This is a genomic window from Escherichia sp. S10b (genome assembly GCF_028421345.1).
Lineage (GTDB): Bacteria > Pseudomonadota > Gammaproteobacteria > Enterobacterales > Enterobacteriaceae > ECMA0423.
This window is the reverse complement of sequence record NZ_JAHZSO010000097.1, coordinates 69,930-92,509: the sequence shown is the minus strand read 5'-3', so window position 1 is coordinate 92,509 and position 22,580 is coordinate 69,930. Positions and strand designations below refer to the sequence as shown.

The following is a 22,580-nucleotide window of genomic DNA, read 5'->3' as shown; positions in this document are numbered from 1 at the left end:
AAATATTACATTGTGGTTTTCAATGCGTTATCCGCAGCGTGACGCTCCAGCGCCAGCTCAATCAAACGTGTGATCAGATCGGTGTAACCCAGACCGCTGGCTTGCCACAGCTTCGGATACATACTGATGTTGGTGAAGCCCGGCAGTGTGTTGATCTCGTTGATCACCACTTCGTTCTCTGGGGTTAAAAACACGTCTACACGCGCCATGCCTGCGCATCCCAACGTCTGATAAGCCTGAACGGCAATCGCCCGGATCTTATCGTTGATCTCTGGTGCAATGGCTGCCGGAACTACCACTTTCGCGCCATCTTCGTCAATGTACTTGGTGTCGTAGGCATAGAAATCGCTGGTGAGTACGATCTCGCCACAGGTGCTGGCTTGCGGATTGTCGTTGCCCAGAACTGCGCATTCGATCTCACGACCTTTGATCCCTTGCTCAACGATCACTTTATGATCGAACTCGAACGCCAGATCGACGGCAATTGCGTACTGTTCTTCACTGGTTACTTTGCTGACACCAACAGAAGAGCCCTGATTAGCCGGTTTTACAAACAGTGGTAACCCCAGTTTAGACTCCACTTCGGCAAAACTGATGTTGTGACGATTAGCGCGCGTCAGAGTAATAAATGGCGCAATGTTCAGCCCGGCATCGCGTAGCAGACGTTTGGTGACATCTTTATCCATACAGGCTGCTGAAGCCAGAACATCAGAACCTACAAACGGTAAATTGGCGACCCGCAGCATTCCCTGCAAGGAACCATCTTCGCCCAGCGTACCGTGGACAATCGGGAAAATGACATCCACCGTCGGCAACGGCTGACCGTTTTGCGCGTCGATAAGCTGATGCTCATGTTTACCTGGCACCTGCGCAAGGCTGGTCGCCGAAGGGCGTAACGCAATATGGGCAGGATCGTCTGCATTTAGCAGATAATTGCTGGCATCGCTGACGTGCCATTGCCCTTGTTTATCAATGCCCAGCAGCACAACGTCGAAGCGACTTTTATCAATGGCATCGACAATGTTTTTTGCCGATTGCAGAGACACTTCATGTTCCGCTGATTTACCACCAAAAACGATTCCTACCCGCAGTTTTTCCATCTTAAAAACCTATCCCGTCTAACACAAAGTGCATACATTACCACGACAAAACGGGGGATTCGCGGCCTTCTGAAAGATTGTTGCAATCTTCTGCTGACGAAGCGTGCAACGTACTGGTGAAGAAAGTGCGTTATCTCAAAGATGTGCGCAAGATCACAAAAATGATGAACGGGAAGCTAATTTATTCCTGGCTTAAATGGCCATGCGGTGAGTTTTTTTCTCTTAATTATAAGTTAACGAAGAGAATATATTTCATAACTTTTATTTATAATAAAGGTTGATAATTAAAAGCCTATATTTTGTGTGGGTAATTATTTAAATAAGAGAAACGTTTCGCTGGTAATCAAACAAAAAATATTTGCGCAAAGTATTTCCTTTGTCATAAAAATAATACTTCCAGACACTATGAAGTTGTGAAACATAATGTTAACTTCTCCATACTTTGGATAAGGAAATACAGACATGAAAAATCTCATTGCTGAGTTGTTATTTAAGCTTGCCCAAAAAGAAGAAGAGTCGAAAGAACTGTGTGCGCAGGTAGAAGCTTTGGAGATTATCGTCACTGCAATGCTTCGCAATATGGCGCAAAATGACCAACAGCGGTTGATTGATCAGGTAGAGGGGGCGCTGTACGAGGTAAAGCCCGATGCCAGCATTCCTGACGACGATACGGAGCTGCTGCGCGATTACGTAAAGAAGTTATTGAAGCATCCTCGTCAGTAAAAAGTTAATCTTTTCAACAGCTGTCATAAAGTTGTCACGGCCGAGACTTATAGTCGCTTTGTTTTTATTTTTTAATGTATTTGTACATGGAGAAAATAAAGTGAAACAAAGCACTATTGCACTGGCACTCTTATCGTTACTGTTTACCCCTGTGACAAAAGCCCGGACACCAGAAATGCCTGTTCTGGAAAACCGGGCTGCTCAGGGCGATATTACTGCACCCGGCGGTGCTCGCCGTTTAACGGGTGATCAGACTGCCGCTCTGCGTGATTCTCTTAGCGATAAACCTGCAAAAAATATTATTTTGCTGATTGGCGATGGGATGGGGGATTCGGAAATTACAGCCGCACGTAATTATGCCGAAGGTGCGGGCGGCTTTTTTAAAGGTATCGATGCCTTACCGCTTACCGGGCAATACACTCACTATGCGCTGAATAAAAAAACCGGCAAACCGGACTACGTCACCGATTCGGCTGCATCAGCAACCGCCTGGTCAACCGGTGTCAAAACCTATAACGGCGCGCTGGGCGTCGATATTCACGAAAAAGATCACCCAACGATTCTGGAAATGGCAAAAGCCGCAGGTCTGGCGACCGGTAACGTTTCTACCGCAGAGTTGCAGGATGCCACGCCCGCTGCGCTGGTGGCACATGTGACTTCGCGCAAATGCTACGGTCCGAGCGCGACCAGTGAAAAATGTCCGGGTAACGCTCTGGAAAAAGGCGGAAAAGGATCGATTACCGAACAGCTGCTTAACGCTCGTGCCGACGTTACGCTTGGCGGTGGCGCAAAAACCTTTGCTGAAACGGCAACCGCCGGTGAATGGCAGGGAAAAACGCTGCGTGAACAGGCACAGGCGCGTGGTTATCAGTTGGTCAGCGATGCTGCCTCACTGAATTCGGTGACGGAAGCGAATCAGCAAAAACCTCTGCTTGGACTGTTTGCTGACGGCAATATGCCAGTGCGCTGGCTAGGACCGAAAGCAACGTACCACGGCAATATCGATAAGCCCGCAGTCACCTGTACGCCTAATCCGCAACGTAATGACAGTGTACCAACCCTGGCGCAGATGACCGACAAAGCCATTGAATTGTTGAGTAAAAATGAGAAAGGATTTTTCCTGCAAGTTGAAGGTGCGTCAATCGATAAACAGGATCACGCTGCGAATCCTTGTGGGCAAATTGGCGAGACGGTCGATCTCGATGAAGCCGTACAACGGGCGCTGGAATTCGCTAAAAAGGATGGCAATACGCTGGTCATAGTCACCGCTGATCACGCCCACGCCAGCCAGATTGTCGCGCCGGATACCAAAGCTCCGGGCCTCACCCAGGCGCTAAATACCAAAGATGGCGCAGTGATGGTGATGAGCTACGGGAACTCCGAAGAGGATTCACAAGAACATACCGGCAGTCAGTTGCGTATTGCGGCGTATGGCCCGCATGCCGCCAATGTTGTTGGACTGACCGACCAGACCGATCTCTTCTACACCATGAAAGCCGCCCTGGGGCTGAAATAAAACCGCGCCCGGCAGTGAATTTTCGCTGCCGGGTGGTTTTTTTGCTGTTAGCAACCAGACTTAATGGCAGATCACGGGCGCATACGCTCATGGTTAAAACATGAAGAGGGATGGTGCTATGAAAATAACATTACTGGTTACCTTGCTTTTTGGTCTGGTTTTTTTAACCACCGTCGGCGCTGCCGAGAGAACCTTAACCCCACAACAACAGCGTATGACATCCTGTAATCAGCAGGCGACGGCGCAGGCGTTGAAAGGGGATGCTCGTAAGACCTACATGAGTGATTGCCTGAAGAACAGCAAGTCTGCGCCTGGTGAAAAAAGTTTGACGCCACAGCAGCAAAAGATGCGCGAATGTAATAATCAAGCAACGCAACAATCTCTGAAAGGTGATGATCGTAATAAGTTTATGAGTGCCTGCCTCAAGAAAGCCGCCTGATACCTGATAGTGCTAACGGGTGAGCTACGAAAGTGGCTCACCCGAAATTTCATACTTCTGCCTTTAGCCCCGTCTCTATAATTTGGGAAAATTGTTTCTGAATGTTCCCAAAAATAATGAATGATGAAAACTTTTTCAAAAAAGCGGCGGCGCATGGGGAGGAACCTCCTTTAACTCCTCAAAACGAACATCAGCGGTCCGGGCTGCGCTTCGCCCGTCGCGTCAGACTACCCCGTGCGGTTGGCCTGGCTGGCATGTTCTTACCGATTGCTTCAACGCTGGTTTCGCACCCGCCGCCGGGCTGGTGGTGGCTGGTGTTGGTCGGCTGGGCGTTCGTCTGGCCGCATTTAGCCTGGCAGATAGCGAGCAGGGCCGTCGATCCGCTTAGCCGGGAAATTTACAACTTAAAAACCGATGCAGTATTAGCGGGAATGTGGGTAGGCGTAATGGGCGTAAACGTGCTGCCTTCCACCGCTATGTTGATGATTATGTGTCTGAATTTGATGGGGGCAGGCGGCCCCCGTCTGTTTGTCGCGGGTCTGGTGTTGATGGTGGTTTCCTGCCTTGTCACCCTCGAGCTTACGGGCATTACCGTGTCGTTCAATAGTGCGCCGCTGGAATGGTGGCTCTCCCTTCCCATTATTGTCGTTTATCCTCTGCTGTTTGGCTGGGTCAGCTACCAGACGGCAACCAAACTGGCGGAACATAAACGCAGGTTGCAGGTCATGAGTACCCGCGACGGCATGACGGGCGTGTATAACCGACGTCATTGGGAAACTATGTTACGTAATGAATTTGATAACTGTCGGCGGCATAATCGCGATGCAACGTTACTGATTATCGATATCGACCATTTCAAGAGCATCAACGATACCTGGGGTCATGATGTGGGCGATGAAGCGATTGTGGCGCTTACCCGACAGTTACAAATTACCCTGCGCGGTAGCGATGTGATTGGTCGGTTTGGCGGCGATGAGTTTGCAGTAATCATGTCCGGTACGCCAGCTGAGAGCGCCATTACCGCCATGTTACGGGTGCGTGAAGGGCTAAACACGTTACGCTTGCCGAATACGCCACAGGTAACTTTACGGATTAGTGTGGGGGTTGCGCCGCTGAACCCACAAATGAGTCACTATCGTGAGTGGTTGAAATCGGCAGATTTGGCGCTTTACAAAGCAAAGAAAGCCGGACGTAACCGCACCGAAGTGGCGGCCTGACGTCCGGCGAAAGTCATCAGGATTTGCTGAGTTTTTCTGATTTTTCCATACACTTCGTCATCGCTTCGATCACTGCGGCACGGAAGCCTTTCTCTTCCAGTACGCGTACCGCTTCAATGGTGGTGCCTCCCGGTGAGCAGACCATATCTTTCAGTGCCCCCGGATGTTCTCCCGTTTCCAGCACCATTTTTGCGGAACCCATTACCGCCTGAGCGGCAAATTTATACGCCTGGGCGCGTGGCATCCCGCCCAGCACGGCGGCGTCGGCCATCGCTTCGATAAACATAAATACGTAGGCTGGCGAAGAACCGCTCACACCGACCACCGGGTGGATCATCGGCTCAGCAATTACTTCCGCTTCGCCAAAGCAGCGGAAAATATTCAGCACATCAGCGGTATCTTCTGGGGTTACCAGCGCGTTTGGCGTTACGGAGGTCATCCCGGCATTAACCAGCGCGGGAGTGTTCGGCATGGCGCGAATAATTTTCCGGTCATGGCCCAGCGCGCGGGCAAGCTGGTCGAGCGTGACACCTGCAGCAATAGAAACGACCAGAGAGTCTTTATTCAGGCTGGAGGTGATTTCGCTAAGCACTTTAATCATGATGCCAGGTTTAACGGCGGCAAAAATGATGTCGGCGATTTGCGCCACTTCTTGCGCCGATTCTGCGGCGTTGATGCCGAACTGGTCATGCAGGGCGGCGACTTTATCCGGGGAGGGGGTGTATACCCAGATTTGCCCTGGAAGCACCTGACCGCTGGCAATCAGACCGCCGAGAATGGCTTTTCCCATATTGCCGCAGCCAATAAAACCGATTTTCTTTTCCATTGCCTCACTCCTGCCGTGAAATTCATTGTTTTGATAATCGCTGGCAGAAGCATAAACAGAACTATGCCGGAAGGCAAAAGCGCGACACAATAGAGGATTACCCAACAAAGGATGACTTTATGACAATTTGGGTGGATGCCGACGCGTGTCCCAATGTAATTAAAGAGATTTTGTATCGCGCGGCGGAACGTATGCAGATGCCGCTGGTACTGGTAGCAAACCAGAGTTTACGCGTGCCGCCATCGCGATTTATTCGTACGCTGCGCGTCGCGGCAGGTTTCGACGTTGCCGATAACGAAATTGTCCGGCAGTGTGAAGCGGGCGATTTGGTGATCACCGCAGATATACCTTTGGCTGCTGAAGCCATCGAGAAAGGCGCAGCGGCGCTTAATCCGCGCGGCGAACGTTACACGCCAGCGACCATTCGTGAGCGCCTGACGATGCGCGATTTTATGGATACCTTACGTGCCAGTGGGATCCAGACCGGCGGACCAGATAGCCTTTCACAACGTGACCGCCAGGCCTTTGCCGCGGAGCTGGAGAAGTGGTGGCTGGAAGTGCAACGTAGTCGTGGCTAAATGTAATTTATTATTTACACTTCATTCTTGAATATTTATTGGTATAGTAAGGGGTGTATTGAGATTTTCACTTTAAGTGGAATTTTTTCTTTACAATCGAAATTGTACTAGTTTGATGGTATGATCGCTATTCTCATGACACCGGCTTTCGCCGCATTGCGACCTATTGGGGAAAACCCACGATGACACAACCTCTTTTTCTGATCGGGCCTCGGGGCTGTGGTAAAACAACGGTCGGAATGGCCCTTGCCGATTCGCTTAACCGTCGGTTTGTCGATACCGATCAGTGGTTGCAATCACAGCTCAATATGACGGTCGCGGAGATCGTCGAAAGGGAAGAGTGGGCGGGATTTCGCGCCAGAGAAACGGCGGCGCTGGAAGCGGTAACTGCGCCATCCACCGTTATCGCTACAGGCGGCGGCATTATTCTGACGGAATTTAATCGTCACTTTATGCAAAATAACGGGATCGTGGTTTATTTGTGTGCGCCAGTATCAGTCCTGGTTAACCGACTGCAAGCTGCACCGGAAGAAGATTTACGGCCAACCTTAACGGGAAAACCGCTGAGCGAAGAAGTTCAGGAAGTGCTGGAAGAACGCGATGCGCTATATCGCGAAGTTGCGCATATTATCATCGACGCAACAAACGAACCCAGCCAGGTGATTTCTGAAATTCGTAGCGCCCTGGCACAGACGATCAATTGTTGATTTTAGAGCGCCTATACTTAACGTTCATCCCGTGAAATAAGGAAGAACGATGCCAACGAAACCGCCTTATCCTCGTGAAGCATATATAGTGACGATTGAAAAAGGAAAGCCAGGACAGACGGTAACCTGGTACCAACTCAGAGCCGATCATCCTAAACCAGACTCGTTGATCAGTGAACATCCGACGGCTCAGGAAGCGATGGATGCGAAAAAACGCTATGAGGACCCTGACAAAGAGTGACCGCATCAGACTGCTCGGAAGGGATTCTGAGTGCCACTACAAGGGATCTGCGTCACATTTTTCATAATTCATGTTTTTCTAATAATTAGAATATTAAACAATAACAATCCATTACTGGAATCATTTGGAATCTTTACATTATGCCGTGCACGTCTGCTGCTACGCTTTTTGTCATTTGTAGCACAAGTAAGTGTCAGCAGTGGTGCTTCACACTTGCCCGGTAATTAACGACGAAAGAAAAGTAAGGTGGATGAACAATGAGTGCGTCGTTGGCGATCCTGACCATCGGCATTGTACCTATGCAGGAGGTTTTGCCGCTCCTGACGGAATACATTGACGAAGATAATATTTCCCATCATAGCCTGCTGGGGAAGTTAAGTCGTGAAGAAGTGATGGCGGAGTACGCGCCAGAAGCAGGCGAAGACACCATTCTCACATTATTAAATGACAACCAGCTGGCCCATGTTTCGCGTCGTAAAGTGGAGCGAGACCTGCAAGGTGTGGTTGAAGTGCTCGATAATCAGGGTTATGACGTCATTTTATTAATGAGTACAGCAAACATTAGTAGTATGACTGCGCGTAATACGATCTTTCTTGAGCCGTCGCGAATATTGCCTCCACTGGTTTCCTCTATTGTTGAAGATCATCAGGTGGGGGTTATCGTTCCGGTTGAGGAGATGCTGCCCGTTCAGGCGCAAAAATGGCAAATTTTGCAGAAATCGCCGGTATTTTCATTGGGTAACCCCATTCATGATTCAGAACAAAAAATCATTGATGCCGGGAAAGAATTACTGGCAAAAGGGGCTGATGTCATCATGCTGGATTGTTTAGGATTTCACCAACGTCATCGCGATTTACTGCAAAAACAGCTCGATGTTCCTGTCTTGCTGTCTAACGTATTGATTGCACGGCTGGCTGCGGAATTACTGGTGTAATTTTGCGTGACAGTCAGCGCCTCTGGCCCCTATAGTGAAGTAGATGTTCAACTACCAAACAGGGCCAGTTTATGCTTCAAAGTAATGAGTACTTTTCCGGCAAAGTGAAATCAATCGGCTTTTCCAGCAGCAGCACTGGTCGCGCCAGCGTGGGTGTTATGGTTGAAGGCGAATACACCTTCAGCACCGCTGAGCCGGAAGAGATGACGGTAATCAGTGGCGCGCTGAATGTGTTACTGCCTGACGCGACCGACTGGCAAGTGTATGAAGCCGGTTCGGTGTTTAATGTTCCCGGTCACAGTGAGTTTCATCTGCAAGTTGCCGAACCCACCTCTTATCTGTGCCGCTATCTGTAATTCCTCGCCTTCCCCTTGAACGGGAGGGCATTTTTCTGAAATATCCTCTCTTTAACCCATAATAATATTTCCTTTGCTTCGATTTTTTCAATTTCCGATATATTCATAATTCATCAAGGTTGATATAAATATCAGTGAAGATCTCCAGGTATTTTTTGCGGAACTGATGACACAACGCCCCCTGGAGCAAGTTACAGCGGGAGATCTATGACTTACTGACGCCAACGATCAACCTGCAAATTCACTGTACCCGTTATCCCATGCGCAGCCAAAATGGTGGAAGCACCGATTTACCGCGTTATTGGATCACGTTGGATAAAAACGTGATCTGGGATTACCCGAAAGACTTTATTGCAGGTAACGGTGGAGTGCGTAATTTTCACGGTGAAACTTGCTGGTATCCTTACCTGACGGATATTTGTTCAATTTCTGATTTATTGCGTGAATATATTGACACCCCAAAAGCGGAGTTGTTAACAAAACAATTTACCAGCGATAAATGGGGGTTAGTGAATATTCTGCGTGCTGCTGACAGGCGAATAGGGATGAGGCGATTAGATCAGTTACAGCATAAAACGCATAATATTGCTGCGCTAAAAATTATTGCCCGCCGTAGCGAATAATTATATGCCTGGTGTGGCTTCGTACGCCGGATAAGACGCGGCAGGCGTCGCATCCGGCATTAAAGGAAAATCAGCAATTAACGTTGTGCTTCGCCACCTAATCCTTCAATCAGGTTTTGAATTAACGCTGCCAGTTCACCAGTCATCAGGATGAAATCGGCATCAAAACGCTGGGCGAAATCTTCACGGTCGATATCTTCGTTTTGATCGCGCAGCTCGTCGCAGAACTTCAGACGCTTAAGCGAACCATCGTCGCACATCACAAACTGAATGCGCTGCTGCCAGTCGAGCGCCAGTTTAGTCACCACTTTTCCGGCTTCAATGTGATTGGTGATCTCTTCGCTGGTCAGATCTTGTTTCTTCGCGCGGATCACGCCGCCATCTTCCAGCAACGATTTCAGCTCGGCTTCATCAAGCAGCTGGAAGCCCTGTGCCGCACTACCGGAGCGAACCCATTCGGTCAGCGTCAGTTCAATCGGGTTTTCCATGCTCAATGGTACAACCGGTAACGACCCCAGGCTTTTACGCAGTAATGCCAGCGTATCTTCCGCTTTTTTGGCACTGGCGCAGTCCACCATAATCAAACCGTTAACCGTGTCGATCCACATCATTGTCTGGCTAAAACGGCTGAAAGCACGCGGCAGCAGAGAGTGCAGCACTTCGTCTTTCAGCGAATCTTTTTCGGTTTTCTTCAGCTTACGCGCCTGTTCCGCTTCCAGTTTGGCGATTTTCGCTTCAAGCGCCTGTTTAATCACCGGAGACGGGAGGATTTTTTCTTCTTTGCGCGCGCAGATAACAATTTGACCATTGGCAACGTGCGTTAACGCATCGCTGTGCGATCCCATCGGAGGAACCCAGCCCATCTTCGCCATGTCCTGGCTGCCGCATGGGGTAAATGCCATCGAGGCTAGCTGTTTTTCCATCTCTTCTGCACGCAGCGAAATCTCGCGGCTAAGACGGTAAACCATTAAATTTTTGAACCACAGCATGATAATTTCCACGGCCTTGTCGTTAAATTTAGCGGGCATGATAACGAATTGTCGGCGGCCTTGCATTGCCAATCCGGTTGTCCGTCTCTACGCTATTGATATTGAAAAAAATAAGGAGAGTACCGTGCGTATAGGTATCGATTTAGGCGGCACCAAAACTGAAGTGATTGCACTGGGCGATGCAGGGGAGCAGTTGTACCGCCATCGTCTGCCCACGCCGCGTGATGATTACCGGCAAACTATTGAAACGATCGCCACGTTGGTTGATATGGCGGAGCAGGCGACAGGGCAGCGCGGAACGGTAGGTATGGGCATTCCTGGCTCAATTTCGCCTTACACCGGTGTGGTGAAGAATGCCAATTCAACCTGGCTCAACGGTCAGCCATTCGATAAAGACTTAAGCGCGAGGTTGCAGCGGGAAGTGCGGCTGGCAAATGACGCCAACTGTCTGGCGGTTTCAGAAGCAGTAGATGGCGCGGCAGCGGGAGCGCAGACAGTATTTGCCGTGATTATCGGCACGGGATGCGGCGCGGGCGTGGCATTCAATGGGCGGGCGCATATCGGCGGCAATGGCACGGCAGGTGAGTGGGGACACAATCCGCTACCGTGGATAGACGAAGACGAACTGCGTTATCGCGAGGAAGTCCCTTGTTATTGCGGTAAACAAGGTTGTATTGAAACCTTTATTTCGGGCACGGGATTCGCGACTGATTATCGTCGTTTGAGCGGACATGCGCTGAAAGGCAGTGAAATTATCCGCCTGGTTGAAGAAAGCGATCCGGTAGCGGAACTGGCATTGCGTCGCTACGAGCTGCGGCTGGCAAAATCGCTGGCACATGTCGTGAATATTCTCGATCCGGATGTGATTGTCCTGGGGGGCGGGATGAGCAATGTAGACCGTTTATATCAAACGGTTGGGCAGTTGATTAAACAATTTGTCTTCGGTGGCGAATGTGAAACGCCGGTGCGTAAGGCGAAGCACGGTGATTCCAGCGGCGTACGCGGCGCTGCGTGGTTATGGCCACAAGAGTAAAAAACGTAGGCAATTGGCGCATCATGCTTGATGCGACGCTTGCCGCGTCTTATCAGGCCTACAAAATGTGCCGGAACCGCGTAGGGCGGATAAGGCGTTCACGCCGCATCCGGCAATAAGTAATGAGCACCGAGACTATAACCTACCCCAGTGGTTTCGCCAGCACCGGAGTATCCGCCGCTTGCTGGCGCTTATAGCGACCATACAGCAGCAACGACGACATCGCAGCAAACGAAAGCAGGGCGGCAGGCAGCGCCACGTAATTATATGCCAGCCCCAGCGTCAGCATCATACCTCCGCAATATGCGCCGACGGCGCTACCGAGGTTAAACGCTATTTGCCCACCTGCGGCACCTAATAACTCTCCGCCTTTGGCATTTTGCAGTAACAATATTTGCAGAGGTGCTGAAAGGGCAAATAATCCCGCGCAACAAATAAAAGCAAAAATAAGCGACGTTATTTTCATGCCGCCGCAGAAAAAGAGCATCAGCAGTGCCAGTACAATGATAAAGTCAGTCACTGCCGCAATGCGCAGTGGTGAATAACGTCCTGAAACCCTGCCACTTAGCATATTCCCCAGCACCATCCCTAGCCCCACTAACATCATAATAAAGGTCATCGCCGTTTCCGAAAAACCGGAAATAAACATCATGTATGGCTTAACGTAGCTGAACCAGGCAAACACACCTGCGTTGCCAAACATGGTGGCGGCGAAAATTAACCACGGGGCCGGGCTGCGCAAAAAGTGAAATTGTTCGCGCAGCTTTCCTTTCGCCTCGTCGCGAATATCTGGCACCCAAAAATAGACCGATGCCATCACCGCAATATTAAAAACAGCGATCAATAAAAAGGTGTAACGCCAGCTAAATTCCTGACTTAAATACGTTCCCAGCGGAATGCCCAGCAAATTGGCGACTGTCATCCCGGAAACCATCCCCGCCACGGCGGCGGTGACTTTTCCGGGTTTGATAATTTTTGATAACACGATCGCTCCGACGCCAAAAAATGCGCCATGCGGAAAGCCGGATACCAGCCGACCAATGGCAAGCATCAGGTAAGACGAAGAGAGCGTGAACATGGCGTTGCCAATGACGCACAACGCCACCAGAAACAACAAGATATGTTTGAGTGAGTAGCGGCTGGAAAAGAGGGCGATGATTGGCGCACCGACCACCACCCCCAGCGCATAATACGAGATCATATGCCCGGCAGCAGGAATCGAAATTCCTACGTTATGCGCCAGCTCCGTGAGCACGCCCATAATGCCAAATTCGGCCATCCCCAAACCAAACGTGCCCAGAGCCAAAGATAAAATGACTTTTTTCATACCACCATCACAACCACCAGAACGGCTACCAATCACCGTAGCCAATAAAGTGATAGCTTGCAGGATAACGACCAGCAAGGCCAAGAGATAATTCGCCCCTCTGTATTCATTATCCTGCTGAATAGTTATTTCACTGCAAACGTACTTTCCAGTTTGCTGTAGCCCAGGCCGTTGATCTTTTTCACTTTGATCTGCACCGGAATACGCTCTTTCATCGCTTCTACGTGGCTAATCACACCGATGGTTTTGCCACTGGCGTTCAGGGCATCCAGCGCATCAAGGGCGGTATCCAGCGTTTCGCTATCCAGCGTGCCAAAACCTTCATCAAGGAACAGCGAGTCAATACGTGTTTTATGGCTGACCAGATCCGAAAGCGCCAGCGCCAGCGCCAGACTAACGAGGAAACTTTCGCCGCCGGAAAGGGTACGGGTATCGCGTACCGCATCTGCCTGCCAGGTATCAACAACCTCGACTTCCAGCGCCTCGCTGGCTTTGCGCTGTAACAGATAGCGCCCGTGCAGCCGGGTAAGTTGCTGATTAGCGAGATGGACTAAATTATCCAGCGTCAGCCCCTGGGCAAACTTGCGGAATTTATCGCCCTCTTTGGAACCTATTAGCGAATTCAGATATCCCCAGTCCTCAACCTGCTGCGTCATTTGAGCAATTTGCTGCATTAAGGTTTGTTGTTGCTGACGGTTATCTGCATCCTGCTTCAGCTGCTGGCGAATCTCGCCTTGACTCGTGGTGTTTTCACGCAACTTTTGGTGAGTTTGCGCTAACTCTTGCTGAATCTGCTCCACCGTCACAGTGAGAGCCAACCCGTCAGGTCGGTGTTGTTGATGCTGTGCCAGCGTTTCTGCTGTCTGAGTGACCAGCGTTTGCGCCTGACGGCGCTGGTTTTCCAGATTCTGCTTGAGCTGTTCCAGCTGCGTTAGTGTTTGTTCATCCATTAGCGCCGCAAGGAACGCCTGCTGATCGTCAAAGACGCTGGCCTGTAGCGCGGTGTCAAACTGCGCCTGGGCTTTTTGCAGACTTTGCGCCGCCAGAACATCCTGTTGCTGTAACGTCTGCTGCTGGCTGTGTAATGCGAGACATTGTTCATGAACCTGCCGCCAGTTATCCAGCGCCACAGTTTCTTCGCTGTGCGGGAGATCATCACTTTGAGGCAACGTTTCCAGAATCGGCGTCAGCTGCTGAATACGGTTTTGCAGCGCGGTTAATTCGTTCTGGCGTTGCTGCCAGCTCTGCGCTTCTTGCTGACGTGTCGCCAACCAGCTCTCTTCTTCATCTTCCTGTGGCAATGTCAGTGCATAACCCGCCAATGCCGTTAAGAGCTGCTGCTGGCGTTGTTCAATTTGCTGTTGATACTGGATAATTTGCTGATTATGCGCGGCAATCTGCCCTTGTAATTCATGTCGTTGGCTGAGTAACCGCAGCTGGCGTTCGTGCTCATCTTGTGCATCCAGCCACGGTTGAATATCGTCCTGTGGCTGCAAGGTGATATTGAGGCTGGCCGTGACGGCTTGCCATTGTTGAGTAAGTGCTTGCTCATCTTGTCGGAGGCTTTGCGCTTCGTTTTCATCGCGCTGAAGCTGCTTCGTTAATGCATCCAGTTGCCCGCGCAGCGCCGCACCTTCTTCGCCGAGCTTTTTAACTTCGTTTTCCAGCGCCAGTAATCGAGACTGATTAACACCAGGCTCCAGCGTCTGATACGCCTCGACCGCCGGGTGGCTGGTGGAACCACAAAGTGGACAAGGCTGACCCGCCTGTAACTGTGCACGTTGAGCTTCCAGCGTTTTGATGCGCGCTTCCTGCTCGCAAATGGTTTTCACATCGGCAAGTTGCTGCGTCTTTTCTTTATAACGCTGGCGCATTTCGTTAAGTGCGGCGTTACGTTGCGTCTGTTCTTGCGTGACATTCTGGATAGCGACCTGTAACTGCGCCAGACGTTTTTGTTGGGGAACAATCTGTCCATGTAGCGCGACCAGGTGCTGACGCAGTGGGCGTTGCTCAGCATGTTGCGCCAGGGCGCTAGCAACTTCATCGGCGGTTAACGTCAACGTGATCGCCGCAAGCGCATTAAGTTTTTGCTCAGCATGGGTTAACTGTTGCTGCCATTGCCGCAGATGCTCGCGATCGCTGGTTTGTTGGGAGAACTGCGCACGCCAACCCGCCAGTTCGTTGTTCCACTGACGGAAGCGGTCGTGTTCCTGTAACCAGGTATTCAGGCTTTGTTGCTGCTGCTGTAATTCTGCTGACTGCTTCGCTGCGTGGTGGCGAATGCTCGCGCGAAGCGCCATTGTGCTCTGTAAGCGAGTATTTACTTCTTCAATCTGCTGGCGAATATGCGCCAGCGCCGCGCTGTGTTCTGCGATGCGTTCCCAGTGCGGACGAAGATTTCGTGCTGGTTGTGCCAGACTGAGCGCCGCCAGTTGAGGTTGCGCTTTTTCTTCTTCGGCTAACGCCTGTTGCAAGGCCTGCTGACGGCGGCTGGCTTCTTGCTGCAATTCGTCCAGACGCGTTAACCAGTTTAGTGATTGTTGTTCTTGCTGCTGCGCGGTAAGTAACTGTTTTTCTTCGTTAGTAAGTACCTGCAAACTCGCTGTCAGCGATTGCACTTGTTCCGGCGTGAGCAACGCGACGCCGCTGGCCTGCGCTTGCAGCTTCTCCAGCTCAGTGCGGGCCGATTTGTGCTGCTCAAAAACCATCGCCGAGATTTGCCCGTAGATTTCAGTGCCGGTTAACTCCTCGAGCAATTCCGCGCGTTCTTTGGGTTTGGCATTCAGGAAGGCAGCAAATTGCCCCTGCGAAAGCAGCATCGAACGGGTGAAGCGCCCGTAATCCAGTCCGGTTAACGTCGCCGTCAGTTCCAGCTTATCTTTCACTTTGTCGGCGAGAATTTTGCCGTCGGCGCAGCGCGCCAGCTCTACGCGTGGCACCTGCAAATTACCGCCGGGTTGGTTACGCGCCCGATTCTGGCTCCAGAACGCACGGTACGCTTCACCTTTCACTTCAAACTCCACCTCCGCCAGACATTCGGCGGTATCGCGGGTCATGAGATCATTTTGCGATTGTGAAACGTTAGAGAGACGCGGAGTTTCGTGATACAGCGCCAGACAAATGGCGTCCAGCAGGGTGGTTTTCCCCGCACCGGTTGGGCCGGTAATGGCAAATAGCCCGTTGCTGGCGAACGGCTCGCGGGTGAAATCAATCTTCCATTCGCCTTTTAATGAGTTCAGGTTTTTCAGGCGCAGGCTGAGAATTTTCATGCTTCGTGTTCTCCGGCGAGGGTATGCAACGTCGTGGTGAAAAGATGCTGCAGACGTTGCTGCTGCGATTCATCCAGTTCTTCCAGTGCCAGACGGCGATTGAACACCTCTTCGACGCTGAGTTCGCTGAGGGTTTCACGCTGTTGGCTGGCTAACACACGCTCGCGCTGTTCACGACTCCGGCGTACCAGCAATACTTCAACAGGCAATGATTCGGTTAATGCCTGGATTTTGCGCTGAATATCATGCAGATACTCATCAGTAGTGATTTCGATATCCAGCCAGACAGGTGGCTCCTGCGATACATCGCGCCACTGTTCCAGCTGTGCGGTAATCGACGCCAGATCGCCTTTCAGCACCGCCATGGGTTGCGTTATCGGTACGTTCAGGTTTTCCACGCTCTCTAATTTGCCGTTTGAAAATGTCACCAGATGGACATATTTACTCTTTCCGCATTCATCAAAACTCAGTGGAATGGGGGAACCGCAATAGCGAACATGTTCCATGCCGCCAATAATCTGTGTGCGGTGAATATGCCCGAGCGCGATGTAGTCGGCTGGTGGAAAGTTTTGTGCCGGAAACGCGTCCAGCGTGCCAATATAAATGTCACGCACGGCGTCACTTTTACTGGCACCCACGGTCGTTAAATGTCCCGTGGCGATGATGGGCAGAGGCTGATCGCCGCGCAGTTTGCAGGCATCGGCATAGTGTTGTTGATAATAATCAGTAATAGCCGCCAGCAAATGCTGCTGTTTTTCAATACCGTTAAGCCCCGCCTGGCTGGTAATAATGTCACGCGGGCGTAAAAACGGTATGGGGCACAGCACTGCGCCTGGCGTCCCGTTGCGACGAGGCAAGATTTGCGGCGCATGTCCGGCGCTGGCGACCACGGTAGTATTGAGGAACGCCATGATATCGCGCGATTCATTCAGCGTGGCGACCGAGTCATGGTTTCCTGCCAGTACCACCAGATGACAGCCAGTTTGCTGTAAATTGACAACAAAACGGTTGTATAACGTGCGGGCGTAACTGGGCGGCGAGCCGGTATCGAAAACATCACCAGCAACAATAATCGCATCCACCTGATGGGTTTGTGCTGTCTCCAGCAGCCAGTCAAGAAAAGCCTGATGTTCAGCTTCGCGGCTTTTACTGTAGAAGTTCTGGCCGAGATGCCAGTCTGAGGTGTGAAGGATGCGCATAACGGTTCCCTGGCGAAAAAGCATGGGCGCGATTATACCCAAACAGATGTGCCATTTGCTTTTTTCTGCGCCACGGAAATCAATAACCTGAAGATATGTGCGACGAGCTTTTCATAAATCTGTCATAAATCTGACGCATAATGACGTCGCATTAATGATCGCAACCTATTTATTACAACAGGGCAAATCATGGCGAGACGTATTCTGGTCGTAGAAGATGAAGCTCCAATTCGCGAAATGGTCTGCTTCGTGCTCGAACAAAATGGCTTTCAGCCGGTCGAAGCGGAAGATTATGACAGTGCTGTGAATCAACTGAATGAACCCTGGCCGGATTTAATTCTCCTTGACTGGATGTTACCTGGCGGCTCCGGTATCCAGTTCATCAAACACCTCAAGCGCGAGTCGATGACCCGGGATATTCCAGTGGTGATGTTGACCGCCAGAGGGGAAGAAGAAGATCGCGTGCGCGGCCTTGAAACCGGGGCGGATGACTATATCACCAAGCCGTTTTCGCCGAAGGAGCTGGTGGCGCGAATCAAAGCGGTAATGCGCCGTATTTCGCCAATGGCGGTGGAAGAGGTGATCGAGATGCAGGGGCTAAGTCTCGACCCGACATCTCACCGGGTGATGGCGGGTGAAGAGCCGCTGGAGATGGGGCCGACAGAATTTAAACTGCTGCACTTTTTTATGACGCATCCTGAGCGCGTATACAGCCGCGAGCAGCTGTTAAACCACGTCTGGGGAACCAACGTGTATGTGGAAGATCGTACGGTCGATGTCCACATTCGTCGCCTGCGTAAAGCACTGGAGCCAGGCGGGCATGATCGCATGGTGCAGACCGTGCGCGGTACAGGATATCGTTTTTCAACCCGCTTTTAACGCCTTGCTCATCGGACGCAGAGCAGGGCTTATGATTTCTTAACTGGAGTATCTTACGTGCTGGAACGGCTGTCGTGGAAAAGGCTGGTGCTGGAGCTGCTACTTTGCTGCCTCCCGGCTTTCATCCTGGGTGCATTTTTTGGTTACCTGCCCTGGTTTTTGCTGGCATCGGTAACAGGACTGCTTATCTGGCATTTCTGGAATTTATTGCGCCTTTCATGGTGGCTGTGGGTGGATCGCAGTATGACCCCGCCACCGGGGCGTGGTAGCTGGGAACCGCTACTATACGGCTTACACCAGATGCAGCTGCGAAATAAAAAACGCCGCCGCGAACTGGGCAATCTGATTAAACGCTTTCGTAGCGGCGCGGAGTCGCTGCCCGACGCGGTGGTGCTGACCACGGAAGAGGGCGGTATTTTCTGGTGTAACGGTCTGGCGCAACAGATTCTTGGTTTGCGCTGGCCGGAAGATAACGGGCAGAACATCCTTAACCTACTGCGTTACCCGGAGTTTACGCAATATCTGAAAACGCGTGATTTTTCTCGCCCGCTCAATCTGGTGCTCAACACCGGGCGGCATCTGGAAATTCGCGTCATGCCTTATACCCACAAACAGTTGCTGATGGTGGCGCGTGATGTCACGCAAATGCATCAACTGGAAGGGGCGCGGCGTAACTTTTTTGCCAACGTGAGCCATGAGTTACGCACGCCATTGACCGTGTTACAGGGTTACCTGGAGATGATGGATGAGCAGCCGCTGGAAGGCGCGGTACGCGAAAAAGCGTTGCACACCATGCGCGAGCAGACCCAGCGGATGGAAGGGCTGGTGAAGCAGTTGCTGACGCTGTCGAAAATAGAAGCCGCACCGACGCATTTGCTCAATGAAAAGGTTGATGTGCCGATGATGCTGCGCGTTGTTGAGCGTGAGGCTCAGACTCTGAGTCAGAAAAAACAGACATTTACCTTTGAGATAGATAACGGCCTCAAAGTGTCTGGCAACGAAGATCAGCTACGCAGTGCGATTTCGAACCTGGTCTATAACGCCGTGAATCATACTCCAGAAGGCACGCATATCACCGTACGCTGGCAGCGAGTGCCGCACGGTGCCGAATTTAGCGTTGAAGATAACGGACCGGGCATTGCACCGGAGCATATTCCGCGCCTGACCGAGCGTTTTTATCGCGTTGATAAAGCGCGTTCCCGGCAAACCGGCGGTAGCGGATTAGGGTTAGCGATCGTGAAACATGCTGTGAATCATCACGAAAGTCGCCTGAATATTGAGAGTACAGTAGGAAAAGGAACACGTTTCAGTTTTGTTATCCCGGAACGTTTAATTGCCAAAAACAGCGATTAATCCGCCTTTGTCATCTTTTATTGCCATAAGCCAGTCGATGCTGGCTTATTTTCTTTGCAGTCAAAATACGGGCGTTAGATTTTACAACGGTTGGTGATTTTTTGTTCGCATGATTAGCCATGTCTTTTTCACGGAAATAGTGTTTTATACTGGTTGGTGATTTCTTATCGCTATATACCTCTGGTTTTTAGATCCCTCCTTGCTTTAAAACGTTATAAGCGTTTAAATTGCGCTTCAGGTGCTGTCATACTGACTGCATTAACGCGGTAAATCGAAAAACTATTCTTCGCCGCGCCTGGTTGGGAGTATTTCCCGCTAAAATTGTTTAAATATACCGCTGTATCATCCCCAGGGATTGGCACAAAAATTTAACGTTACAACACCACATCCACAGGCAGTATGATTTATGACCCATCAATTAAGATCGCGCGATATCATCGCTCTGGGCTTTATGACATTTGCGTTGTTCGTCGGCGCAGGTAACATTATTTTCCCTCCAATGGTCGGCTTGCAGGCAGGCGAACACGTCTGGACTGCGGCATTCGGCTTCCTCATTACTGCCGTTGGCCTGCCGGTATTAACGGTAGTGGCGCTGGCAAAAGTTGGCGGCGGTGTTGACAGCCTCAGCACGCCAATCGGTAAAGTCGCTGGCGTGCTGCTGGCAACGGTTTGTTACCTGGCGGTGGGGCCGCTTTTCGCTACGCCGCGTACAGCTACCGTTTCCTTTGAAGTGGGGATTGCGCCGCTGACGGGTGATTCCGCGCTGCCGCTGTTTATCTACAGCCTGGTCTATTTCGCTATCGTTATTCTGGTTTCGCTCTATCCGGGCAAGCTGCTGGATACCGTGGGCAACTTCCTTGCGCCGCTGAAAATTATCGCGCTGGTCATCCTGTCTGTTGCCGCGATTGTCTGGCCGGCGGGTTCTATCAGCACGGCGACTGAGGCTTATCAAAACGCTGCGTTTTCTAACGGCTTCGTTAACGGCTATCTGACCATGGATACGCTGGGCGCAATGGTGTTTGGTATCGTTATTGTTAACGCGGCGCGTTCTCGTGGCGTTACCGAAGCGCGTCTGCTGACCCGTTATACCGTCTGGGCTGGCCTGATGGCGGGTGTTGGTCTGACTCTGCTGTACCTGGCGCTGTTCCGTCTGGGTTCAGACAGCGCGTCGCTGGTCGATCAGTCTGCAAACGGCGCTGCTATTCTGCATGCTTACGTTCAGCACACCTTTGGCGGCGGCGGTAGCTTCCTGCTGGCGGCGTTAATCTTCATCGCCTGCCTGGTAACGGCAGTTGGCCTGACCTGTGCTTGTGCAGAATTCTTTGCCCAGTACGTACCGCTCTCTTATCGTACGCTGGTGTTTATCCTCGGCGGCTTCTCGATGGTGGTTTCTAACCTCGGCTTAAGCCAGCTGATCCAGATCTCCGTACCGGTGCTGACCGCTATTTATCCGCCGTGTATCGCACTGGTTGTATTAAGTTTTACACGCTCATGGTGGCATAATTCGTCCCGCGTGATTGCTCCGCCGATGTTTATCAGCCTGCTTTTTGGTATTCTCGACGGGATCAAAGCATCTGCATTCAGCGATATCTTACCGTCCTGGGCGCAGCGTTTACCGCTGGCCGAACAAGGTCTGGCGTGGTTAATGCCAACAGTGGTGATGGTGGTTCTGGCCATTATCTGGGATCGCGCGGCAGGTCGTCAGGTGACCTCCAGCGCTCACTAAATCACTGAACATTTGTTTTAACCACGGGGCTGCGATGCCCCGTGGTTTTTTATTGTGTTGATGGGTTAGGAATTGATGGAAAGTAAGAACAAGCTAAAGCGTGGGCTAAGTACCCGCCACATACGCTTTATGGCACTGGGTTCAGCAATTGGTACCGGGCTGTTTTACGGTTCGGCAGACGCCATCAAAATGGCCGGTCCGAGCGTGTTGTTGGCCTATATTATCGGTGGTATCGCGGCGTATATCATTATGCGTGCGCTGGGGGAAATGTCGGTACATAACCCGGCCGCCAGCTCTTTCTCGCGTTATGCGCAGGAAAACCTCGGCCCGCTGGCAGGTTACATTACCGGCTGGACCTACTGCTTTGAAATCCTTATTGTCGCCATCGCCGATGTGACCGCTTTTGGTATCTATATGGGTGTCTGGTTCCCGACGGTGCCGCACTGGATTTGGGTACTGAGCGTGGTGCTGATCATTTGCGCCGTAAACCTGATGAGCGTGAAGGTATTCGGTGAGCTGGAATTCTGGTTCTCGTTCTTTAAAGTCGCCACCATCATCATCATGATTGTCGCCGGTTTCGGCATCATCATCTGGGGGATTGGCAACGGCGGGCAACCGACTGGTATTCATAACCTGTGGAGCAACGGCGGCTTCTTCAGTAACGGCTGGCTTGGCATGGTAATGTCGTTGCAAATGGTGATGTTTGCTTACGGTGGGATCGAAATTATCGGGATTACCGCCGGTGAAGCGAAAGATCCTGAGAAATCGATACCGCGTGCGATTAACTCCGTGCCGATGCGTATTCTGGTGTTCTACGTCGGTACGCTGTTCGTCATTATGTCTATCTACCCGTGGAATCAGGTTGGCACTGCCGGTAGCCCGTTCGTGCTGACGTTCCAGCATATGGGCATTACCTTTGCCGCCAGCATTCTTAACTTTGTTGTGCTGACTGCTTCGCTGTCGGCAATTAACAGTGATGTATTTGGCGTAGGCCGTATGCTCCACGGTATGGCAGAGCAGGGCAGCGCGCCGAAAATTTTCAGCAAAACGTCGCGTCGCGGTATTCCGTGGGTTACGGTGCTGGTGATGACTACCGCGCTGCTGTTTGCGGTGTATCTGAACTACATCATGCCGGAAAACGTCTTCCTGGTGATCGCTTCGCTGGCAACCTTCGCCACGGTGTGGGTGTGGATTATGATCCTGCTGTCGCAAATTGCCTTCCGTCGCCGTTTGCCGCCAGAAGAAGTTAAGGCGCTGAAATTTAAAGTGCCGGGTGGGGTAGCAACGACCATCGGCGGGCTGATTTTCCTGCTCTTTATTATCGGGTTGATTGGTTATCACCCGGATACGCGTATCTCGCTGTATGTCGGTTTCGCGTGGATTGTTGTGCTGTTGATTGGCTGGATGTTTAAACGCCGCCACGATCGTCAGCTGGCTGAAAACCAATAATACTTGCGTTCTGTAAGCCGGTTCAGGAGGAAATCCTGATCCGGCTATTCCGAAAGTTATCCGCCCCCGTCCTCCTCCCCCAAATATCCTTCAGA

21 protein-coding genes and 1 pseudogene are annotated in these 22,580 nt (G+C 51.3%); 16 read left to right on the top strand and 6 right to left on the bottom strand.

Going from position 1 to position 22,580, the window contains the following annotated elements; genetic code table 11:
• Positions 1–5: 5 nt before the first annotated feature.
• Entirely contained in the window at positions 6–1,100 is a 1,095-nt protein-coding gene (ddlA, locus tag FTE26_RS07680; RefSeq protein WP_000413677.1) for a D-alanine--D-alanine ligase, read from the bottom strand.
• Positions 1,101–1,177: 77 nt separating this feature from the next.
• On the opposite strand from ddlA, the gene FTE26_RS07675 reads away from it, so the two are divergent.
• From FTE26_RS07675 to adrA, 5 genes are all read left to right on the top strand, one after another.
• A complete protein-coding gene (locus tag FTE26_RS07675; RefSeq protein WP_001297130.1) occupies positions 1,178–1,381 on the top strand; it encodes a hypothetical protein in 204 nt (67 codons plus the stop codon).
• Positions 1,382–1,562: 181 nt separating this feature from the next.
• On the top strand, positions 1,563–1,823 hold the full coding sequence (iraP, locus tag FTE26_RS07670; RefSeq protein WP_000792970.1) for an anti-adapter protein IraP: 261 nt from the start codon (positions 1,563–1,565) through the stop codon (positions 1,821–1,823).
• Positions 1,824–1,923: 100 nt separating this feature from the next.
• Positions 1,924–3,339 (top strand): alkaline phosphatase, encoded by a 1,416-nt coding sequence (gene phoA, locus FTE26_RS07665; protein ID WP_001297128.1) that lies wholly within the window; start codon positions 1,924–1,926, stop codon positions 3,337–3,339.
• Positions 3,340–3,457: 118 nt separating this feature from the next.
• The gene (gene psiF, locus FTE26_RS07660; protein WP_001295332.1) at positions 3,458–3,778 is read left to right on the top strand and encodes a phosphate starvation-inducible protein PsiF; all 321 of its coding nucleotides are present in this window, start codon (positions 3,458–3,460) and stop codon (positions 3,776–3,778) included.
• 101 nt (positions 3,779–3,879) lie between these two features.
• Positions 3,880–4,995, top strand: a complete 1,116-nt coding sequence (gene adrA, locus FTE26_RS07655) for a diguanylate cyclase AdrA (protein ID WP_000484055.1) — start codon at positions 3,880–3,882, stop codon at positions 4,993–4,995.
• Positions 4,996–5,011: 16 nt separating this feature from the next.
• Here adrA and proC read toward each other — a convergent pair whose 3' ends face one another.
• Entirely contained in the window at positions 5,012–5,821 is an 810-nt protein-coding gene (gene proC, locus FTE26_RS07650; protein WP_001295331.1) for a pyrroline-5-carboxylate reductase, read from the bottom strand.
• 119 nt (positions 5,822–5,940) lie between these two features.
• Between proC and FTE26_RS07645 the strand changes: the two genes are divergently transcribed.
• From FTE26_RS07645 to FTE26_RS07620, 6 genes and pseudogenes are all read left to right on the top strand, one after another.
• Positions 5,941–6,399, top strand: coding sequence for a YaiI/YqxD family protein (locus tag FTE26_RS07645; protein ID WP_000158159.1), 459 nt, complete (start codon positions 5,941–5,943; stop codon positions 6,397–6,399).
• A gap of 182 nt (positions 6,400–6,581) precedes the next feature.
• On the top strand, positions 6,582–7,106 hold the full coding sequence (gene aroL / locus FTE26_RS07640; RefSeq protein ID WP_000193393.1) for a shikimate kinase AroL: 525 nt from the start codon (positions 6,582–6,584) through the stop codon (positions 7,104–7,106).
• Between the two features lie 49 nt (positions 7,107–7,155).
• Positions 7,156–7,347 (top strand): protein YaiA, encoded by a 192-nt coding sequence (gene yaiA / locus FTE26_RS07635; RefSeq protein ID WP_001142439.1) that lies wholly within the window; start codon positions 7,156–7,158, stop codon positions 7,345–7,347.
• A gap of 257 nt (positions 7,348–7,604) precedes the next feature.
• On the top strand, positions 7,605–8,282 hold the full coding sequence (locus tag FTE26_RS07630; protein ID WP_001276420.1) for an AroM family protein: 678 nt from the start codon (positions 7,605–7,607) through the stop codon (positions 8,280–8,282).
• Between the two features lie 71 nt (positions 8,283–8,353).
• Complete coding sequence (gene ppnP, locus FTE26_RS07625) at positions 8,354–8,638, top strand: pyrimidine/purine nucleoside phosphorylase (protein ID WP_000941942.1); 285 nt, start codon at positions 8,354–8,356, stop codon at positions 8,636–8,638.
• Positions 8,639–8,804: 166 nt separating this feature from the next.
• A pseudogene (locus tag FTE26_RS07620) lies at positions 8,805–9,261 on the top strand (SF0329 family protein).
• A 77-nt stretch (positions 9,262–9,338) separates the two neighbouring features.
• Here FTE26_RS07620 and rdgC read toward each other — a convergent pair.
• On the bottom strand, positions 9,339–10,250 hold the full coding sequence (rdgC, locus tag FTE26_RS07615; RefSeq protein WP_001298537.1) for a recombination-associated protein RdgC: 912 nt from the start codon (positions 10,248–10,250) through the stop codon (positions 9,339–9,341).
• A gap of 124 nt (positions 10,251–10,374) precedes the next feature.
• Here rdgC and mak point away from each other — a divergent pair, with 124 nt between their 5' ends.
• Positions 10,375–11,283: a fructokinase gene (gene mak / locus FTE26_RS07610; RefSeq protein WP_001219303.1), complete on the top strand. Its 909-nt coding sequence runs from the start codon at positions 10,375–10,377 to the stop codon at positions 11,281–11,283.
• A 142-nt stretch (positions 11,284–11,425) separates the two neighbouring features.
• Here mak and araJ read toward each other — a convergent pair whose 3' ends face one another.
• The 3 genes from araJ to sbcD form a co-directional block, all read right to left on the bottom strand.
• Entirely contained in the window at positions 11,426–12,610 is a 1,185-nt protein-coding gene (gene araJ / locus FTE26_RS07605) for an MFS transporter AraJ (RefSeq protein ID WP_001348382.1), read from the bottom strand.
• Positions 12,611–12,735: 125 nt separating this feature from the next.
• Positions 12,736–15,879 carry an exonuclease subunit SbcC gene (sbcC, locus tag FTE26_RS07600; protein ID WP_000698969.1) on the bottom strand — a complete coding sequence of 1,048 codons (3,144 nt, stop codon included), beginning with the start codon at positions 15,877–15,879 and terminating at the stop codon, positions 12,736–12,738.
• Entirely contained in the window at positions 15,876–17,078 is a 1,203-nt protein-coding gene (sbcD, locus tag FTE26_RS07595) for an exonuclease subunit SbcD (protein ID WP_001221342.1), read from the bottom strand. Before sbcD ends, sbcC begins: the two co-directional genes overlap by 4 nt.
• Before the next feature lie 189 nt (positions 17,079–17,267).
• On the opposite strand from sbcD, the gene phoB reads away from it, so the two are divergent.
• The 4 genes from phoB to proY all read left to right on the top strand — a co-directional run bounded on the left by phoB (position 17,268) and on the right by proY (position 22,485).
• Positions 17,268–17,957, top strand: coding sequence for a phosphate response regulator transcription factor PhoB (phoB, locus tag FTE26_RS07590; RefSeq protein ID WP_000113933.1), 690 nt, complete (start codon positions 17,268–17,270; stop codon positions 17,955–17,957).
• A 57-nt stretch (positions 17,958–18,014) separates the two neighbouring features.
• Positions 18,015–19,310, top strand: a complete 1,296-nt coding sequence (phoR, locus tag FTE26_RS07585; RefSeq protein ID WP_000893603.1) for a phosphate regulon sensor histidine kinase PhoR — start codon at positions 18,015–18,017, stop codon at positions 19,308–19,310.
• A 406-nt stretch (positions 19,311–19,716) separates the two neighbouring features.
• The gene (gene brnQ, locus FTE26_RS07580; protein WP_000149639.1) at positions 19,717–21,036 is read left to right on the top strand and encodes a branched-chain amino acid transporter carrier protein BrnQ; all 1,320 of its coding nucleotides are present in this window, start codon (positions 19,717–19,719) and stop codon (positions 21,034–21,036) included.
• Between the two features lie 75 nt (positions 21,037–21,111).
• Complete coding sequence (gene proY / locus FTE26_RS07575; RefSeq protein WP_001295329.1) at positions 21,112–22,485, top strand: proline-specific permease ProY; 1,374 nt, start codon at positions 21,112–21,114, stop codon at positions 22,483–22,485.
• Positions 22,486–22,580 lie beyond the last annotated feature (95 nt).

What these genes read in the sequence shown, in the direction of transcription:
- ddlA (WP_000413677.1), bottom strand. Translation starts at nt 1,100, where the DNA reads ATGGAAAAACTGCGGGTAGGAATCGTTTTTGGTGGTAAATCAGCGGAA.
- iraP (WP_000792970.1), top strand. Translation starts at nt 1,563, where the DNA reads ATGAAAAATCTCATTGCTGAGTTGTTATTTAAGCTTGCCCAAAAAGAA.
- psiF (WP_001295332.1), top strand. Translation starts at nt 3,458, where the DNA reads ATGAAAATAACATTACTGGTTACCTTGCTTTTTGGTCTGGTTTTTTTA.
- adrA (WP_000484055.1), top strand. Translation starts at nt 3,880, where the DNA reads ATGTTCCCAAAAATAATGAATGATGAAAACTTTTTCAAAAAAGCGGCG.
- proC (WP_001295331.1), bottom strand. Translation starts at nt 5,821, where the DNA reads ATGGAAAAGAAAATCGGTTTTATTGGCTGCGGCAATATGGGAAAAGCC.
- FTE26_RS07645 (WP_000158159.1), top strand. Translation starts at nt 5,941, where the DNA reads ATGACAATTTGGGTGGATGCCGACGCGTGTCCCAATGTAATTAAAGAG.
- aroL (WP_000193393.1), top strand. Translation starts at nt 6,582, where the DNA reads ATGACACAACCTCTTTTTCTGATCGGGCCTCGGGGCTGTGGTAAAACA.
- yaiA (WP_001142439.1), top strand. Translation starts at nt 7,156, where the DNA reads ATGCCAACGAAACCGCCTTATCCTCGTGAAGCATATATAGTGACGATT.
- FTE26_RS07630 (WP_001276420.1), top strand. Translation starts at nt 7,605, where the DNA reads ATGAGTGCGTCGTTGGCGATCCTGACCATCGGCATTGTACCTATGCAG.
- ppnP (WP_000941942.1), top strand. Translation starts at nt 8,354, where the DNA reads ATGCTTCAAAGTAATGAGTACTTTTCCGGCAAAGTGAAATCAATCGGC.
- rdgC (WP_001298537.1), bottom strand. Translation starts at nt 10,250, where the DNA reads ATGCTGTGGTTCAAAAATTTAATGGTTTACCGTCTTAGCCGCGAGATT.
- araJ (WP_001348382.1), bottom strand. Translation starts at nt 12,610, where the DNA reads ATGAAAAAAGTCATTTTATCTTTGGCTCTGGGCACGTTTGGTTTGGGG.
- sbcC (WP_000698969.1), bottom strand. Translation starts at nt 15,879, where the DNA reads ATGAAAATTCTCAGCCTGCGCCTGAAAAACCTGAACTCATTAAAAGGC.
- sbcD (WP_001221342.1), bottom strand. Translation starts at nt 17,078, where the DNA reads ATGCGCATCCTTCACACCTCAGACTGGCATCTCGGCCAGAACTTCTAC.
- phoB (WP_000113933.1), top strand. Translation starts at nt 17,268, where the DNA reads ATGGCGAGACGTATTCTGGTCGTAGAAGATGAAGCTCCAATTCGCGAA.
- brnQ (WP_000149639.1), top strand. Translation starts at nt 19,717, where the DNA reads ATGACCCATCAATTAAGATCGCGCGATATCATCGCTCTGGGCTTTATG.
- proY (WP_001295329.1), top strand. Translation starts at nt 21,112, where the DNA reads ATGGAAAGTAAGAACAAGCTAAAGCGTGGGCTAAGTACCCGCCACATA.